Source organism: Delftia sp. PE138 (genome assembly GCF_018320755.1).
Taxonomy (GTDB): Bacteria; Pseudomonadota; Gammaproteobacteria; order Burkholderiales; family Burkholderiaceae_C; genus Comamonas; species Comamonas tsuruhatensis.
Map to the genome: position 1 here is coordinate 23,495 of NZ_JABEPN010000011.1, position 15,922 is coordinate 39,416.

Here is a 15,922-nt window from a genome sequence, read left to right on the forward strand (position 1 = left end):
GCCTGCCCAGCTATTGAAGGGAGGATGCGCAGACCCTTCACGGCCGCGACAAAATACCCTCATTGCCGGCGCAAGAGCGAAAGCACCATCCGCACTGCGCTCTTCACATGCGGCCGGCCCGTGCCCCACGACGGCATGGCAACCCATACCAGCCCGCCCGCATGGCGGGCACCGCAAAGACCTGGAACTGCTTTTTTTATGACGACCTGGACGCTGGCAGACCGTGCTGCCAAGATGAACCCCTCCGCCATCCGCGAAATCCTCAAGCTCACCGACCGTCCCGGCATCATCAGCATGGCGGGCGGCCTGCCCTCGCCGCTGGCCTTCCCGCTGGACGCGTTCACCCAGGCCTGCCAGACCGTGATGCAGCGCGATGGCGCAGCGGCCCTGCAATACGCCACCAGCGAAGGCTTCGCGCCCCTGCGCCAGGCCGTGGCCGACTTCCTGCCCTGGGAAGTGGACCCCGACCAGGTGCTGATCACCACGGGCTCGCAGCAGGCGCTGGACCTGATCGGCAAGGTCTTCCTGGACCGCGGCAGCCGCATGCTGGTCGAAAAGCCCACCTACCTGGGCGCGCTGCAGGCCTTTGCGCCGCAGGAACCGATTCCCGTGGGCGTGGACAGCGATGACGACGGCATCCTCGTCGAGGACTTCGCCGCCAAGGCCGGCACCGGCGCCGACAAGGCCCGCCTGGCCTACGTGCTGCCCAACTTCCAGAACCCCACCGGCCGCACCATGGCCGAGGCACGCCGCCAGGCCCTGGTGGACAAGGCGCGTGAACTCGACATCCCGCTGATCGAGGACAACCCCTATGGCGACCTGTGGTTCGAGCAGCCCCCTGCCCTGCCGCTGGCCGCGCGCAACCCCGAAGGCGTGATCTACCTGGGCTCGTTTTCCAAGGTGCTGGCCCCGGGCCTGCGCATCGGCTTCCTGGTGGCGCCCAAGTCCGTCTACAACAAGCTGCTGCAGGCCAAGCAGGCGGCCGACCTGCACACGCCCGGCTTCAACCAGCGCGTGGTCTCCGAGGTCATCAAGGACGGCTTCCTGGACCGCCATGTGCCCACCATCCGCGCCATGTACAAGCGCCAGCGCGACGCCATGCTGGCCGCGCTGGAACGCGAAATGGCCGGCCTGGACGTGCAGTGGACCCGTCCCGTGGGCGGCATGTTCCTGTGGGTTCGCCTGCCCAAGGGCATGGATGCGCAAAAGCTGCTGCCCGCCGCCGTGGAACGCGGCACGGCCTTCGTGCCCGGCGCGCCGTTCTACGCGGACGAGCCCCAGGCCAACACGCTGCGCCTGTCGTACGTGACGGTGTCGGCCGAGCAGATCGACAAGGGCATCGCCGCCCTGGCCGACGCCATCCGCTCGCAGCTGTCGGCCTGATACGCACAGCCCCGGCTGTTCCCTGAAAGCCGGCTTTGCGCCGGCTTTCTTCATCCTGCATTGCCCATCGCAACCCTGCCCCTTGCCATGACCTCCACCGCCGCTCCCCGCCAGCGCCCCTTCATGACCGTGGACGTGTTCACGGCACGGCCCTACCTGGGCAATCCGCTAGCCGTCGTGCTCGACGCCACCGGGTTGACCGATACGCAGATGCAATCCTTCGCGGCCTGGACCAATCTGTCGGAGACCACCTTCGTGCTGCCGCCCACCGAGGCCGGCCGCGCCGCAGGCGCCGACTACCGCGTGCGCATCTTCACGCCGGGCGGCGAGCTGCCCTTTGCCGGCCATCCCACGCTGGGCAGCTGCCACGCCTGGCTGGCGCAGGGCGGCGTGCCGCAGCAGGCGGGGCGCATCGTGCAGGAATGCGCCAAGGGGCTGATCTCGATTGCGCGCCAGGACGGACGCCTGGCCTTCCAGGCACCGGCCACCGACATCGGCGCCGTGGAGCCGGGCCTGCTGGCCGAGGTGGCTGCCGCGCTGGGCGCGGAGCCCGGCCAGATCCTGCGCGCCGCCTGGCTGGACAACGGCCCGCGCTGGATGGGCGTGCTCTTCGAGCATCCCGACCAGGTGCTGGCGCTGGAGCCCGACCATGCAAGGCTCAAGGCGCTGAACACCAAGGTGGGCGCCTGCGCTTTGTACGAAAGCGCGCAAGATGCACCGGCACTGATCGGCCGCAGCAGCCGCGAGGCACGCGCCTTTGCCACGGGCCAGCGCCCGGCCGGGGCCGATGCGGATGCCGCCCCCAGCCTGGAAGTGCGCGGCTTCGCCAGCCCCGTCGGCGTCACCGAAGACCCCGTCACCGGCAGCCTCAACGCCAGCCTGGCCCTGTGGCTGCGCGGCGAAGGCCTGCTGCGCGCGCCCTACATCGCCAGCCAGGGCTGCTGCGTGGGCCGCGACGGCCGCGTGCATGTCAGCGAGGACGCCCAGGGCGCGCTGTGGATAGGCGGCCATGTGGTGGAGTGCGTGAGCGGCCAGGTGCTGTTGTAGGGCCTGCCGGGCTGCTGGAATCTGTCGCCAAGGCGGCAGCCAGTCGCCCGCAGGACAAACGCCGGCGCCAGCGCTGGCCACAATCCGCGCCATGGGAACCCTCTATCTTGTGCGCCATGGCCAGGCCTCGTTTGGTGCCGAAGACTACGACCAGCTCAGCGAACGCGGCCAGGCGCAATCGCAAAGGTTGGGTGCCTACTGGCGAGAGCGCGGCCTGCGCTTCGACGCGGTCTACACGGGCACGCTGCGCCGCCATGCGCAGACGCTGGCCGGCATCGCCGAAGGCCTGGGCAGCCTGCCTGCCGAGCAGCACCGCACCCAGGCGCTTGCAGGCCTCGATGAATACGACAGCGGCGCGCTGCTGCAGGCCATCCATCCGGCGCCCCTGCCCAAGCCCGACACACCCGAGCTGTACCGCCACCACTTCCGGCTGCTGTGCGATGCCCTGGCCCAGTGGATGGCCGGCACCATCAGCCCCAAGGGCATGCCCAGCTGGGACGACTTCTCCGGCGGCGTGCGCCAGGTGCTGGAGCGTGTGCGGCATGAACATGCCGACGAAAACGTGCTGCTGGTCAGCAGCGGCGGCCCCATCTCCACCGCCGTGGGCCATGTGCTGGGCACCTCGCCGGAGGTCACCATTGCGCTGAACATGCGCATCCGCAACAGCGCCGTGACCGAGTTCACCACCAGCCCCAAGCGCCTGATGCTGCAGACCTTCAACACGCTCAACCACCTGGACACGGACGAGCACCGCAGCTGGATCACGCACGCCTGATCTAGCCCCGGCCAGGCCGCCACACGGCTATTGCGCCAGGGCATAGCAGCCAGAACACGGGCGATCTGGGCCGGCCTGCGCTTTTGCGCCACACTGGCCGGCCAGGAGACAAAAGACCCATGAACAAACGCCGCTTCACGCGCAGCGCCCTGGCCTGCGCGGCCCTGCTGCTGGCCGCCATCACCAGCCAGGCACAGCCCCTGTCGAACAAGCCCATCCGCATCGTCGTGCCCTTTGGCGCAGGCGGCGTGGCCGACGTCACCTCGCGCGTCGTTGCGCAAAAGCTGGCCTCGCAGCTGGGCCAGCCCGTCATCATCGACAACAAGCCCAGCGCGGGCGGCATCGTCGCAGGCGACACCGTGGCCAAGTCCGCACCTGACGGACACACGCTGTTCCTCATGTCCAACGGCAGCGCCGTCACCGTGGGGCTGTTCAACCAACTGCCCTTCGACATGGTCAAGGACTTCACGCCGATTTCCACCCTGGGCTACTTCGACATCGGCGTGCTCACCGCCAGCGACTCGCGCTTCAGGAACCTGGGCGAGCTGGTGGCCTGGGCCAAGGCCCACCCCGGCAAGCTCAACATCGGCAGCATCGCCATCGGCAGCACCCAGCACCTGGCGGCCGAACTGTTCAAGACCACGGCCGGCATCGACGCCCAGATCGTGCCCTTCAACGGCACTCCCGCCGTGGTCACGGCCCTGCGGGGCAGGCAGATCGACGCGGCCGTCGAAATCCTCACGCCCATCATGGGCCAGATCAACTCCAAGGCCGTCAACCTGCTGGCCATCACCGGCGACAAGCGCTCGGCCCTGCTGCCCGGCGTGCCCACGGCCCAGGAGTCAGGCGTCAAGGGCTTCGTCGCCTCTTCCTGGAACGCCCTGGCCGCCCCCGCCAAGACCCCTCCGGAAATCATCGCCCGCCTGAACAAGGAAATCGCCGCCGCCGTGAACTCCCCCGAAGTCACGCAGAAGCTGCGCGAAATGAACGTCCAAGCCCAATCCAGCACGCCCGAGCACACCGCGCAATTGCTGCAATCGGAAATCAAACGCTGGGGCGACGTGATCGTCCAGGCCAAGATCCCGAAACAGTAAAAAAGGCCGAGCGCAGCGAAGGCCCGCAACAACTCCCCGTATGTCAGCGCCTGCGTCGTGGCGGTTGCGGGGTTGCAGTCCTGCCGAAGGACAGGACTGCTTCGTCATCTGACTCGCCGTGATGTTTGAACGTAGCGCGCAGCGCGAAGAGAGTTTCACGGCGAACCCCGCAACCGTCACGGCGCAGGTGGCCCCGCAGCGCAGCGAAGGGGTCGCGGACATTTGGGCGCATTTCTTTGCCTACTTTCTTGCTGCGCCGCAAGAAAGTAGGTCGGCCGCCGGGCCGAGACCCGGCCTCGAAAAACCACCTTCCGGCAGGGTCCAAAAACGAACCCGCAACAAACCTACAACGGCTCCGGCGCCCGCCCCACCGTATCTGGGGCCAGGGCATGCATCTCCGAGAGCAACTGCACCAGCCCTCTAGCCGACGCCTGCACCATGGCTGCACCACGCTCGGCCGCAGCCCCGGCTGCATTGCCAACGGCGCCGCAAACGTTGTAATCCTCGATGGCCCAGCCCATCTTGGCGCTTCGCCCATTGCCCAGCAAGGCATGCCGCTGCGCCCGATCCTGCGAAGTGGAATGAAAGTCCCGCGCATGCTCCATGCGCACGGTCTCCGGCGCCAGGTGCAGCATCATCGACGTCTCCACCTCGCCGCCATGGATGCCGAAGCGGTGCTCATGCGCGCTGAACTGCGCATTGGCCGCATCGTCCACCAGGCCGAACCAGCTGCTGCTGTAGACCAGCAGGCCGTGGCGCATGCGCAGCTCGCGCGCCACGATGTCCATCACGCTGACCTGTCCGCCATGGCCGTTGAGCAACAGCAGCCGGCGCACGCCGGCCCGCGCCACGCAGGCGCCCAGCTCGGTCCACAGCGCGATCACCGTGGCGGGCGACAGCGTCAGCGTGCCGGCAAACGATTGGTGCTCCACGCTGAAGCCGATGTTCTGAGGAGGAAGAAAGAGCACGGGCAGGTCGGCCGGCAGCAGCGGCAGGGCCGCATCGATCACGCCCTGCAGCAGGCGGGCATCGACGGACAGCGGCAGGTGCGGCCCATGCTGCTCCACGGCGGCCACGGGCAGCACCGCCACGGTTTCCGCGGCAAGCCCCGCCTGGGCCAGCGCGAAATCGCGCGCCGATACTTCGGCCCACCAGCGCGATGGCCAGGTACCGAGGGACGTGTGTGGAGGCGGGGAGCTTGGCATGGCCATGATCTTAGCCCCCGCCCTGCGTCTCATTCGACCTTGAAGTTGGATTCCCTGACGATGCGCTTCCAGCGCTCGTTGTCGGATTCGATCAGCCGCGCGAACTCCTCGGGCGTGCCCCGGCGCGGCACATAGCTGTAGCTGCGCAGCTTGGCCAGCACGTCGGGCATCTGCATGACCTTGTCCATCTGCTGCGCGAGCTGGGCCACGATGTCGCGGGGCGTGCCCTTGGGCGCGAGCAGGCCCGACCAGGAGCTGAAGCCCATGCCGTCCACGCCGGCCTCCTTGATGGTGGGTACCTGGGGAAAGACTTCGGCGCGCTGGGGCAGCAGCACGGCCAGGGCCTTGACCTTGCCCGTGCGGATCATCTCCACCGAGGTGAAGGAGTCGAACGAGAAATCCACCTCGCCCGCCACCACGGCCTGCATCTGCGGCGCCGTGCCCTTGTACTGGGCGTTGACGATGCCCGGCGCGCCAATCACCTTCTTGAACTGCTCGGTGATCAGCGAAATCATGCTGCTGCCCGAGGACACGCTCAGCGGCTTGCCCTGTTTGGCCATGTCAACCAGCTCCTGCAGGCTGTTTACGGGCAGGTCCTTGCGCGCAATGAGGACGAAGCCCACGTCGCACAGATGGCTGATGGGCTCGAAGCTGGCCAGCGCCTCGTAGCTGGTCTTGTAGAGCACCGGGCTCAGGGTCTGCGCGCCGGCCGTGTTCATCAGCAGGGTGTAGCCGTCGGGCGTGGCGCGGGCGGCCAGTTCCGTGCCGATGACGCCATTGGCACCGCCCTTGTTGTCCACCACGAAGGACTGGCCGGTCAGCTCCCCGAGCTTTTGCATGGCCAGCCGCGCCACCACGTCGGTGGTGCCACCGGCGGGAAAGGGCACGATCACGCGCACGGACTTGTCGGGATAGGCAGCGGCCGCGCGCGCGTGCTGCGGCAGCCCCCAGGCGGCGGCCGCTGCCGCGCCGGCGGCCAGGAATTGGCGGCGAGATGTCTCCTGCATGGCTTGTCTCCTTGTGTTGCTCTATCCCGGATGGGTGGCCGGCCCATGATGGGCAACGGACCTATCGCCTGTCCAATACCAAGCGCCTATGCAACGATATCTTTTGCCAATCGTCTTGCAACAACGCACAGAGGATTCCATGGCGCATGGCCGCTACCATCGCCGCCTGTAGCCAGGGGAACCAAAGATCCCGCCCCGGGCTCCCATAGTCCGCCATGCCACTCCAAACGCCTCCTCGCCACACCGCACCCCAGCGCCTCGCCTTCTGGCTTCTTGCCTTCCTTCTGGCCGCCTCCAGCCTGCTGGCCTTCCAGGCCGGCGCGCAGATCCGCCTGAAAACCGGCAGCGGGGCGGCAGCGACCGTGGACACGCCGCGCGTGCGCGCCGAACTCGTGGCCCAGGCGCCCGAAGGCGTACAGCCTGGCCAGACACTGTGGCTGGGCCTGCTGATCACCCACCAGCCCGAATGGCATACCTACTGGAAGAACGCCGGTGACTCCGGCCTGGCCACCGAGCTGAACTGGCAGCTGCCTGCGGGCCTGACGGCGGGCGAGATCCAGTGGCCCGTGCCCGAGGCGCTGCGCGTGGGCCCGCTGCTCAACTACGGCTATGAGGGCCAGGTGCTGCTGCCCGTGCCCGTGCAGGTGGCCCCCGACTTCAAGCCGCCCGCGTCCGGCATGCTGGACCTGCGCCTGCATGCGAACTGGCTGGTCTGCCGCGTGGAGTGCATTCCCGAGGAAGGCGATTTCCAGCTGCAGCTGCCCGTGCAGGGCAGCACGGCAGCCCAGGGTCAGGCCTTCACCCAGGCCTGGGCGCTCAAGCCCCAGGCACTGTCCGCGCCGGCCCAGGCCAAGGTGGTGCCGGCCAGCCAGCCTGCCGCACAAGGCAGGACGCCCGACGAGCGCGTGCAGCTGCGCATCGAGGGCCTGCCGGAATCCCTGCAGGGCCGCACGCTGGACTTCTATCCCGAATCTTCCGACACCTTCCACCACGCGGCCGAACTGGGCAAGGACTGGCAGCAGCATTGGGACGGCACAGCCTGGGTGGCCGAACTGCCGCTGTCCGACATGCGCGGCGACACTCCGGCCAAGCTGCCCGTGGTCCTGGCCCTGCCGCCCGCCGAGCGCGCCGCAGCGCTGGAGCAGGGCCAGCCCGTGGCCTGGCGCGCCGAGGCCCCGGTCGAGGGCCGCTGGACGGCTGCCGCCATGGCCAGCGTCTCGCCCGCACTGGCTGCGGCCCTGGCGGCCAACCAGGCCGCTGCGCCTGCTGCCAGCGCCGCCAGCCTGTGGATGGCCCTGCTCGGTGGCTTGGTGGGTGGACTGATCCTCAACCTCATGCCCTGCGTCTTCCCGGTGCTGGCCATCAAGATCCTGGGCTTTGCACGCCATGGACAGGACCGCCGCGCCCAGCGCCTGGGCGGGCTGGCCTATACGGCCGGCGTGGTCCTGTCCTTCCTGGCCCTGGGCGGGCTGCTGCTGGCGCTGCGCGCGGCAGGCGAGCAGCTGGGCTGGGGCTTTCAGTTGCAGTCGCCAGCCATCGTGGCCCTGCTGGCAGCCCTGTTCACCCTGCTGGGCCTGAACCTGGCCGGCCTGTTCGAGTTCGGCTCCATGCTGCCCGGGCGTTGGGCTGCGGCGCATGCGCGCCACCCGGTGGCCGATGCCTTTCTGTCCGGCGTGCTGGCCGTGGCCATTGCCTCGCCCTGCACGGCGCCGTTCATGGGCGCCTCGCTGGGCTTTGCCATCGACATGCCGGCCCTGCAGGCGCTGACGGTGTTCGCCGCCCTGGGCCTGGGCATGGCCCTGCCCTATCTGCTGGCCAGCTTCGTTCCCGCCGTAGTGCGCTGGCTGCCACGCCCTGGCGCCTGGATGGACACTTTCCGCCGTGCCATGGCCTTTCCCATGTTCGCCACCGTGGTCTGGCTGGTCTGGGTGCTGGGGCACCAAAGCGGCATCGACGCCGCCACTGCGCTGCTGGCCCTGCTGCTGGCCTTCAGCGCCCTGGTCTGGACGCTGACGCTCAAGGGCCGCACGCGCGCCGTGCTGGCCACGCTGGCCGTGGTGCTGGGGGGCGCGCTGCTGGCCACCACCGCACCGCTGATCGCCACACCTGCCCAGGCGGAGGGCACGGGCATGGCGTCCGCTGCAGGCCAGCGCTGGCAGCCCTGGTCGGCCGCCCGCGTGGCCGAGCTGCAGGCGGCGGGCAAGCCCGTGTTCGTGGACTACACGGCCGCCTGGTGCGTGACCTGCCAGGTCAACAAGCGCACCACGCTCAACCATGAGGAGGTGCTGGCCGCCTTCGACAAGCACGGCGTGACCCTGCTGCGCGCCGACTGGACGCGCCGCGACCCGGCCATCACCGCCGCGCTGCAGCAGCTGGGCCGCAGCGGCGTGCCCGTCTATGTGCTGCATGCGCCGGGCAAGCCGCCGGTGGTGCTCAGCGAACTGCTGTCCAAGGGCGAGGTGCTGGGGGCGCTGGCCGCGCTTTGACGGCATCCCCTCCTGGGACAAACCCCGATTTTGGGTAGGTGCAAGACCTACATCTGTTGCAGTGCACGCCGTCCTAGACTGGATCCATCCGGGGAATACCGCAATCCGAACGCTAGGCGCCGCGGCTGCCGCCCGACTCCGGACCCGCCCGCGCGGCAACTGCCCGCCCTGCACGACACAGGAGGTGGGCCATGCATGCACTGATCACCCATTCGCACCCTTCGGGGGTGCACCATCGTTCACGCGGCAAGGGATTGCTGCTGGCGCTGGGACTGGCCAGCCTGGCTGTGGCGGGGATCGTCCTGCCCTTTGTCTGGGACCTGCTGGGCTTCGTCAACGGATTGCCCAAGATGGAGTGGCTGCAGTCCATCCTGGCAGTCTCGCCGGTGTTCAGCTGGCTGATGATGTTCGCCTGGGGCCTGGCCGTTCCCGTGGCGCTGATCTATGCGCTCTACCACCCGCAGACCCATCCCTGGGGCAATGCCGCCATGGTGGCGGGCGCCATGTTCATCGCCGTCACCTGGTACGTGCACATGCCCGCCGCATCGCAATGCACGGCCATGTATCCGCAGACCGGCATGGCCTGCTCGGTGCTGCAATGGGGCTTCAGCATGAGCCTGGGTGTGGCTACGGCGGCCTATGTGTTCCTGGTCTTCATGATTGCGCTGTCCTCGCTGGGGCTGCTGGCCGAATGCGTCTCGCGCAACGAACCGCCCAGGCCCTGAATCCGCACGGTCTTGCGCAAGAGTCCCGGCCGCCGATTTTTGCCGCCGGGCCGCCCCAAGGCAAAAAGCGGCCCCCTCGGGGGGCAGCGGACCTTGCGCAGCAAAGGGAGTGGGGGCTTCTTTTATAATGGCGGCTGGGTGTCCAGACCGCATGGGGCGGCAGGACAGGTGTTGATAGCGCAGGTCGGGCCGCCTGCGCACCGGGGCCGCAAGGCCCCTTTGCTGCTTTGCACATGAACACCTACACGACCCCGCGGCCGTCCGGCCCGCGCACGCCCCTTTTCCTGTCTTTCGCCGATCGCGTCGGCGCCTTCCTGTCCCGCTGGTCCCATGCCGAGGCTGCGGGCGGCATCGTGCTGCTGCTGGCAGCGGCCGCCGCCCTGCTCTGGGCGAACTCCGGCTGGGCCGGCTCCTATGAGGCGCTGTGGCACACGCCGCTGAGCCTGGGCCTGGGCCCGTGGCAGCTGTCGCAATCCCTGCATTTCTGGGTCAATGATGCGCTGATGAGCGTGTTCTTTCTCGTGGTCGGCATGGAGATACGCCGCGAGATGCATTCCGGCGCACTGGCCCGGCCGCGCCAGGCGCTGCTGCCCGTGATGGCCGCGCTGGGCGGCGTGGTGGCGCCGGCGCTGATCTTCCTGGCCTTCAATGCCGCGCCGCCGCTGCGCAATGGCTGGGCCGTGCCCACGGCCACCGACATCGCCTTTGCCATGGGCGTGCTGGCCCTGCTGGGCAGGGGGCTGCCGCCCGCGCTGCGCGTGTTCCTGCTGGCGCTGGCCATCATCGACGACTTGGTGGCCGTGCTCATCATTGCGCTGTTCTATTCGGGCGGGCTGCAATGGAGCCAGCTGCTGGTGGCCGCCGCCGGCCTGGCCGGCGTGTTCCTGCTGCAGTCGCTGGGCGTGCGCCGCGCCTGGGCCTATGTGCTGCCGGGCGCCGTGCTCTGGTGGGGCATCTGGCAGACCGGCGCCCATCCCACGCTGGCCGGCGTGGTGCTGGGCCTGGTGACGCCCGTGCATGCGCTGGCCGGCCGCGAAAGCGCCGCGCCCGTGGAGCGCGTGCAGGCGGACCTGCATCCCTGGGTGGCCTTTGGCGTGATGCCGTTGTTTGCGCTGGCCAATGCCGGCGTGCCGCTGCAGGGGGCGGGCACCGCTGGCATCGATACGGCGGGCACCTCGGCCGTGATGTGGGGCGTGGCCCTGGCCCTGGTGCTGGGCAAGCCGCTGGGCGTGCTGATCAGCTGCTGGCTGGCCGTGCGCCTGCGGCTGTGCGCGCTGCCGCCGGGCATGGGCTGGGGCGACACGCTGCTGGCAGGCCTGCTGGCAGGCATTGGCTTCACCATGGCCATCTTCATCGCCACGCTGGCCTTTGACAGCGAGGCCCTGCTCAATGCCGCCAAGCTGGGCGTGCTGTTGGCCTCGGCCACGGCCGCCGTGCTGGGGCTGGGCTGGGGGATGGTGCTGCGCCGGCGCCATGCTGCGGACGCGACAGCCCTGCCCGCCTGAGCGGAAGGCGCTGCGTACACTGCGGCGCATGAGTGATACAGCAACAGACTCCCGCCTGCGCGACATCCTCGTGCAGTGCCGCACCCTGGCCGTGGTCGGCCTGTCGCCGCAGCCCGAGCGGCCCAGCCACCAGGCCTCGCAGTACATGCAGCGCCACGGCTACCGCATCGTTCCCGTGAACCCCGTGGTGGCACGCGAAGGCGGAAGCATCCTGGGCGAGCCCGTCCATGCCAGCCTGGCCGACGCTGCGGCCGCGCTGGCCGCACAGGGCCTGCGCATCGACATGGTCGATTGCTTCCGAAAGAGCGAGGACATCCCGCCGCTGGCCGCCGAGGCCGTTGCCGTCGGCGCGCGCTGCCTGTGGCTGCAATTGGGCGTGGTCAACGACAAGGCCCTGGAACTGGCCCGCGCTGCGGGCCTGTGGACCGTGCAAGACCGCTGCGTGAAGATCGAACACCAGCGCCTTCTGGCCGATGCCCCGCCCACTGCCCGGTAACTCAGGAATTGCCCATGAAAAAGGCCGCAGCCCCGAAAAGGCTGCGGCCTGCAATTGGCGTGGACCAAGGCCCGGTCAGTCCGGTGCAGGTTACCTGCCTCCGTCCGGGTGTCTGCTTCAGCCCACATCCAGCATCATGCACGGTCTTTGTGACAGCCCTGTGATGCACATCACGGTCCGGCCCATTGCACAAGAAGCCGGCTCCGCCCTCTCTTTCCGAAAATTCCCAATTTCCCCAAAACGCTGCGACGGCCTCAGCCGCGCCGCGTGAACAGGCGCAGGTAGCGCGAAGGCAGGTCCTGCATGCGCATCATGATGGGCAGGTCGGCCGTGTTGAAGTCGCTGTCCCAGGCCGGCGCGCCCAGCACCTTGGCCCCCGTGCGCAGGTAGCCCTGGATCAGCGCAGGCGGCTCCACGCTCATGCCGCTGGTGCTGACGGATGCCAGCTCCTCGGGCAGGGCCACGCGGGGACGCACCTGCAGCTCGGGCTCGGCCAGATGGGTCTGGCGCAGTTGCTGCCAGACGCGCGCCGGGCCCTCGCCATGGGCCAGCCCCGGGTACTGCATGGGGATGCTGGCGCAGCCGACCATGGCGTCGAGCCGGTTGCGCTGCATGAATTCGGCCAGCGCGCCCCACAGCGCCAGGATCACGCCGCCCTGGCGGTGCGATGCGTGCACGCAGCTGCGGCCCAGCTCCACCATGCGCGGGCGCCAGGCGGCGAGCGGGCCCAGGTCGAATTCCTGGTCGGAGTACAGGCCCCCGGCGCGCAGCGCCTGGGTGGGCGTGAGCAGGCGGTAGGTGCCGATGACCACGCCCTTGTCGGCATCGCAGACCATGAGGTGCTCGCAGAAATCGTCGAAGGCGTCGATGTCATGCCCGGCCAGCGGCGTCTGCAGCACGGCGCCCATCTCGGCGGCGAACACCGCGTGGCGCAGGCGCTGCACCTGGCGCACCTCGTCGAGATGGCGGGCCCAGCGCACATCCAGCCGCAGCGGTTTGTCCGCGGCCTGGGGTGGCTGGAGAAGCGCGGAAAGCGGGGGCTTGGCGACGTCGATCGCCGCGTTGCGAAGGGTGTCCAGAACGTCCATATGCCCGCCTTCCTCGTCATGTTGGACGCAGTCGGTGACCTGCCTGTGCCACTCGGTTTGCCTGCGTGCCGCCATTGTGGAAAGCGGCCATGAAAGTCCCGCGACGGTTGCGTTACAGCAACATGTCACACCGCACTGCAATGGTGCACTGCAGCAAATGCCTCTATGACAGGTGTTGCGCGCAAGTTGGTGCACGCCACCACAGGGTTGGCATGTCGTCAAAAATGAAACAAATTGTGCGTTAATGACAGGGCCGCATGCCCGGCCATTGCGGCTTGCGGAGTCCTCAGTCTTCCCTTGCCGCGCCATGCTCCAGACCCTTCGCTCCAAGATCCTTGCCATCAGCACAGCCACCGTGGTCGGCGCCCTTGCCATCACGGGGGCTGCCACGTACCACATCGTTCGCGGCAGCACTTTCCAGACCATTGAACAGGACCTGGATGCCATCACCGCAGGCAACACCATGGCCATCGACCAGTGGGTGGCCTCCAAGGCACGCGCCGTCAGCGCCGCCGCCGCCGTGATCGAGCACGGCGACCCGCAGGGCTTTGCCGCCCACATGGGCCAGGCCAGCGGCTTTCCCATCACCACGGTGGGCTGGGAAGACAAGACCTACAAGTCCACCACCAGCACTCCGCCCGACTACGACCCCACGGCCCGCCCCTGGTACAAGAGCGCCGTGCAGGCCGGCAAGCTGGCCCTGACCAAGCCCTATGGCGACTCCACCACGGGCGTGCCCTATGTGGCCTTCGTGGCGCCCATGCTGCGCGGCGGCGCGCTGCAGGGCGTGATCAGCGGCGCCGTGCCGCTGGAGGGCGTGCGCGAGGTGGTCTCCGCCATCCGCCCCACGCCCGGCAGCCTGGGCTTCGTGGTCAGCCGTGACGGCCAGGTGCTGGCGCATGCCGATGCCAAGCTGCTGCTCAAGCCCACCTCCGACATCTCCGAGCTGCTGACGCCGGCCGCGCTGACTGCGCTTGCCAGCGCCACGGCACCGCTGGAAGTGAACCTGGGCGGCAGCGCCAAGCTGCTCAAGGCCCGCCCGGTGCAGGGCACGGACTGGCTGCTGGTGGTGGCGCTGGACAAGGCCGAGGCCACGACCGGCCTGCAAAGCGTGCTCAAGACGCTGGCCATCGCCATCGTGCTGCTGGCCTGCCTGGCCACGGCCGTGGCGGCGGCGCTGACGGCCCAGTCCTTCCGACGCCTGTCCCAGGTGCGCGACGCCATGGACAAGATCGGCTCGGGCGGCGGCGACCTGACGCAGCGCCTGCCGGTGTCGGGCAATGACGAAGTGGCGCAGATCGCCTCGTCCTTCAACGGCTTCGTCGAGCAGATCGGCACCGTGCTCAAGGATGTGCGCAACGGCGTGGAGTCCATGAAGACCGCCACCGACGAGATCAAGCTGGGCAACCTGGACCTGTCCAACCGCACCGAATCCTCGGCCAGCAGCCTGCAGGAGACCTCGGCCTCGCTGTCGCAGCTGACGGCCAATGTGCGCCAGTCGGCCGAGGCGGCCGCCATGGCCACGCGCCTGGCGCAGTCGGCCAGCTGCTCGGCCACCAAGGGTGGCGACGTGGTGGGCAGCGCCGTGAGCACCATGGACGACATCTCCCGGGCCTCGTCCAAGATCGGCGAGATCATCGGCGTCATCGACGCCATCGCCTTCCAGACCAACATCCTGGCGCTCAATGCCGCCGTCGAGGCCGCCCGCGCCGGTGAGCAGGGCCGGGGCTTTGCCGTGGTGGCCTCGGAGGTGCGCAGCCTGGCCCATCGCAGCGCGGCGGCCGCCAAGGAGATCAAGACCCTGATCGACGCCTCCGGCGCCAGCGTGGCCATGGGCACGGAGCGCGTGCGCGCGGCCGGCCAGACCATGGGCGAGATCGTGGACGGCATCCAGCGCGTCTCCCAGATCATTGTCGAGATCAACGGCGCCATGACCGAGCAGAGCGTGGGCATCGGCCAGATCAACCAGGCCGTGGCCGACATGGACCGCGCCACGCAGCAGAACGCCGCGCTGGTGGAGGAGTCCACCGCCGCATCGTCCGTGCTCAACGAGCAAGCCCACCACCTGTCGCGCACGGTGGCCGGCTTCACGCTGGAAGGGCGTGCACCTGCCCGGGACCAGTTGCTGCTCACGCACTGAGCCTTGACCAAGCGCCACTGAACCCCACCGGGGGCTGCGCGCTCAGGCCTGGGCCGGCGCTCCCAGGCGCTGGGACAGGCTGCGCGCCTGGGCCTGCAGCAGCCGGGCCGGCCGGCCCTGGGGGTCCAGATCCAGCGTGGCCGAGGGGCCGATGGCGGCAATGGCCAGCACCAGCTGGCCAAAGCCGTCGAACACCGGCACGGCCAGCGCGCTCACGCCTGACAGCAGCTGGTTCTCGACCCGGCTCAGGCGGCTGGCGCGGATGGCGGCCAACTCCTTTGCAAAGGCGGGCTCCTCCAGGCTGTGGCCTTCCGCGTCCAGCAGGGGCGCAATGCGCCCGGGCTCGCCAAAGGCCGCAAAGATCTTGCCCGTGGCCGTGTGGCGCAGCGATGCGGGCGTGCCGTGGCGCATGGCCACATAGACATGGGTGGGCCCCTCTTCCACGCGGATGATGGTCGGCCCCTGGCCGCTCCACATGGCAATCGACACCGTGCTGCCCACCTCCTGCGCCAGCGCGGGCAGCTCGGCAATCGCCAGGCGCACGGGATCGGCCTGCTGCAGGCTGATCAGCCCCATCTGTATGGCCAGCGGCCCCAGGCCGTAGTGGCCGCTGGCACGGTCCTGCTCCATCAGGCCCAGTTTGCAAAAGCTCACCAGGTAGGGATGGGCCTTGGCCGCCGCCATCTCGGCCTCGCGCGCCAGATCCTTGAGCGCCATGCGCCGGCCCGTGCGTGCCAGTGCCTTGAGCAACTGGCCGCCGACTTCCACGCTCTGGATGCCGCGCGGGCCGCGCGCGGGCTCGTCATCGCTGCTGTCAGGAAGGAAGACGGGGCTGTTCGGGGAAGAGGCGGCATCGGACATGGCAGGCATTGTGAAGGCTGGAACCCGGAGTTTGCGGCTCCGAGGGTTTTTCACTATGCCAAACGAATTGTTCAATGTTGAATTTTTCCCTAGCATTCAGGCATTCGATA

The 15,922-nt window shown here is 68.9% G+C and carries 13 protein-coding genes; 9 read left to right on the forward strand and 4 right to left on the reverse strand.

All coding sequences use genetic code 11. The features are described from left to right. Positions 1–198 precede the first annotated feature (198 nt). The 4 genes from HFGMBDPB_RS26610 to HFGMBDPB_RS26625 all read left to right on the forward strand — a co-directional run bounded on the left by HFGMBDPB_RS26610 (position 199) and on the right by HFGMBDPB_RS26625 (position 4,299). A complete protein-coding gene (locus HFGMBDPB_RS26610; protein ID WP_016454353.1) occupies positions 199–1,383 on the forward strand; it encodes an aminotransferase-like domain-containing protein in 1,185 nt (394 codons plus the stop codon). A gap of 87 nt (positions 1,384–1,470) precedes the next feature. Then, the gene (locus HFGMBDPB_RS26615) at positions 1,471–2,430 is read left to right on the forward strand and encodes a PhzF family phenazine biosynthesis protein (RefSeq protein WP_046987043.1); all 960 of its coding nucleotides are present in this window, start codon (positions 1,471–1,473) and stop codon (positions 2,428–2,430) included. Positions 2,431–2,521: 91 nt separating this feature from the next. Then, complete coding sequence (locus tag HFGMBDPB_RS26620; RefSeq protein WP_016449281.1) at positions 2,522–3,205, forward strand: histidine phosphatase family protein; 684 nt, start codon at positions 2,522–2,524, stop codon at positions 3,203–3,205. A 119-nt stretch (positions 3,206–3,324) separates the two neighbouring features. Then, a complete protein-coding gene (locus HFGMBDPB_RS26625; protein WP_212646613.1) occupies positions 3,325–4,299 on the forward strand; it encodes a Bug family tripartite tricarboxylate transporter substrate binding protein in 975 nt (324 codons plus the stop codon). Positions 4,300–4,643: 344 nt separating this feature from the next. Here HFGMBDPB_RS26625 and HFGMBDPB_RS26630 read toward each other — a convergent pair whose 3' ends face one another. Continuing rightward, a complete protein-coding gene (locus HFGMBDPB_RS26630) occupies positions 4,644–5,504 on the reverse strand; it encodes a creatininase family protein (RefSeq protein ID WP_061290036.1) in 861 nt (286 codons plus the stop codon). A gap of 29 nt (positions 5,505–5,533) precedes the next feature. Further along, positions 5,534–6,511: a Bug family tripartite tricarboxylate transporter substrate binding protein gene (locus HFGMBDPB_RS26635; protein ID WP_016449278.1), complete on the reverse strand. Its 978-nt coding sequence runs from the start codon at positions 6,509–6,511 to the stop codon at positions 5,534–5,536. Positions 6,512–6,726: 215 nt separating this feature from the next. On the opposite strand from HFGMBDPB_RS26635, the gene HFGMBDPB_RS26640 reads away from it, so the two are divergent. From HFGMBDPB_RS26640 to HFGMBDPB_RS26655, 4 genes are all read left to right on the forward strand, one after another. Next, positions 6,727–8,997 (forward strand): protein-disulfide reductase DsbD family protein, encoded by a 2,271-nt coding sequence (locus HFGMBDPB_RS26640; protein WP_212646614.1) that lies wholly within the window; start codon positions 6,727–6,729, stop codon positions 8,995–8,997. A 191-nt stretch (positions 8,998–9,188) separates the two neighbouring features. After that, positions 9,189–9,722 (forward strand): hypothetical protein, encoded by a 534-nt coding sequence (locus HFGMBDPB_RS26645; protein ID WP_016454714.1) that lies wholly within the window; start codon positions 9,189–9,191, stop codon positions 9,720–9,722. A gap of 233 nt (positions 9,723–9,955) precedes the next feature. Then, a complete protein-coding gene (nhaA, locus tag HFGMBDPB_RS26650) occupies positions 9,956–11,227 on the forward strand; it encodes a Na+/H+ antiporter NhaA (protein ID WP_212646615.1) in 1,272 nt (423 codons plus the stop codon). A gap of 28 nt (positions 11,228–11,255) precedes the next feature. Beyond that, the gene (locus HFGMBDPB_RS26655) at positions 11,256–11,723 is read left to right on the forward strand and encodes a CoA-binding protein (RefSeq protein WP_016454716.1); all 468 of its coding nucleotides are present in this window, start codon (positions 11,256–11,258) and stop codon (positions 11,721–11,723) included. 254 nt (positions 11,724–11,977) lie between these two features. Here HFGMBDPB_RS26655 and HFGMBDPB_RS26660 read toward each other — a convergent pair whose 3' ends face one another. After that, positions 11,978–12,811, reverse strand: a complete 834-nt coding sequence (locus tag HFGMBDPB_RS26660) for a GNAT family N-acetyltransferase (RefSeq protein WP_016454717.1) — start codon at positions 12,809–12,811, stop codon at positions 11,978–11,980. A 307-nt stretch (positions 12,812–13,118) separates the two neighbouring features. Between HFGMBDPB_RS26660 and HFGMBDPB_RS26665 the strand changes: the two genes are divergently transcribed. Then, entirely contained in the window at positions 13,119–14,951 is a 1,833-nt protein-coding gene (locus HFGMBDPB_RS26665) for a methyl-accepting chemotaxis protein (RefSeq protein ID WP_212646616.1), read from the forward strand. 42 nt (positions 14,952–14,993) lie between these two features. On the opposite strand, the gene HFGMBDPB_RS26670 is transcribed toward HFGMBDPB_RS26665, so the two are convergent. Further along, positions 14,994–15,812 (reverse strand): IclR family transcriptional regulator, encoded by an 819-nt coding sequence (locus HFGMBDPB_RS26670; protein WP_374725862.1) that lies wholly within the window; start codon positions 15,810–15,812, stop codon positions 14,994–14,996. Positions 15,813–15,922 lie beyond the last annotated feature (110 nt).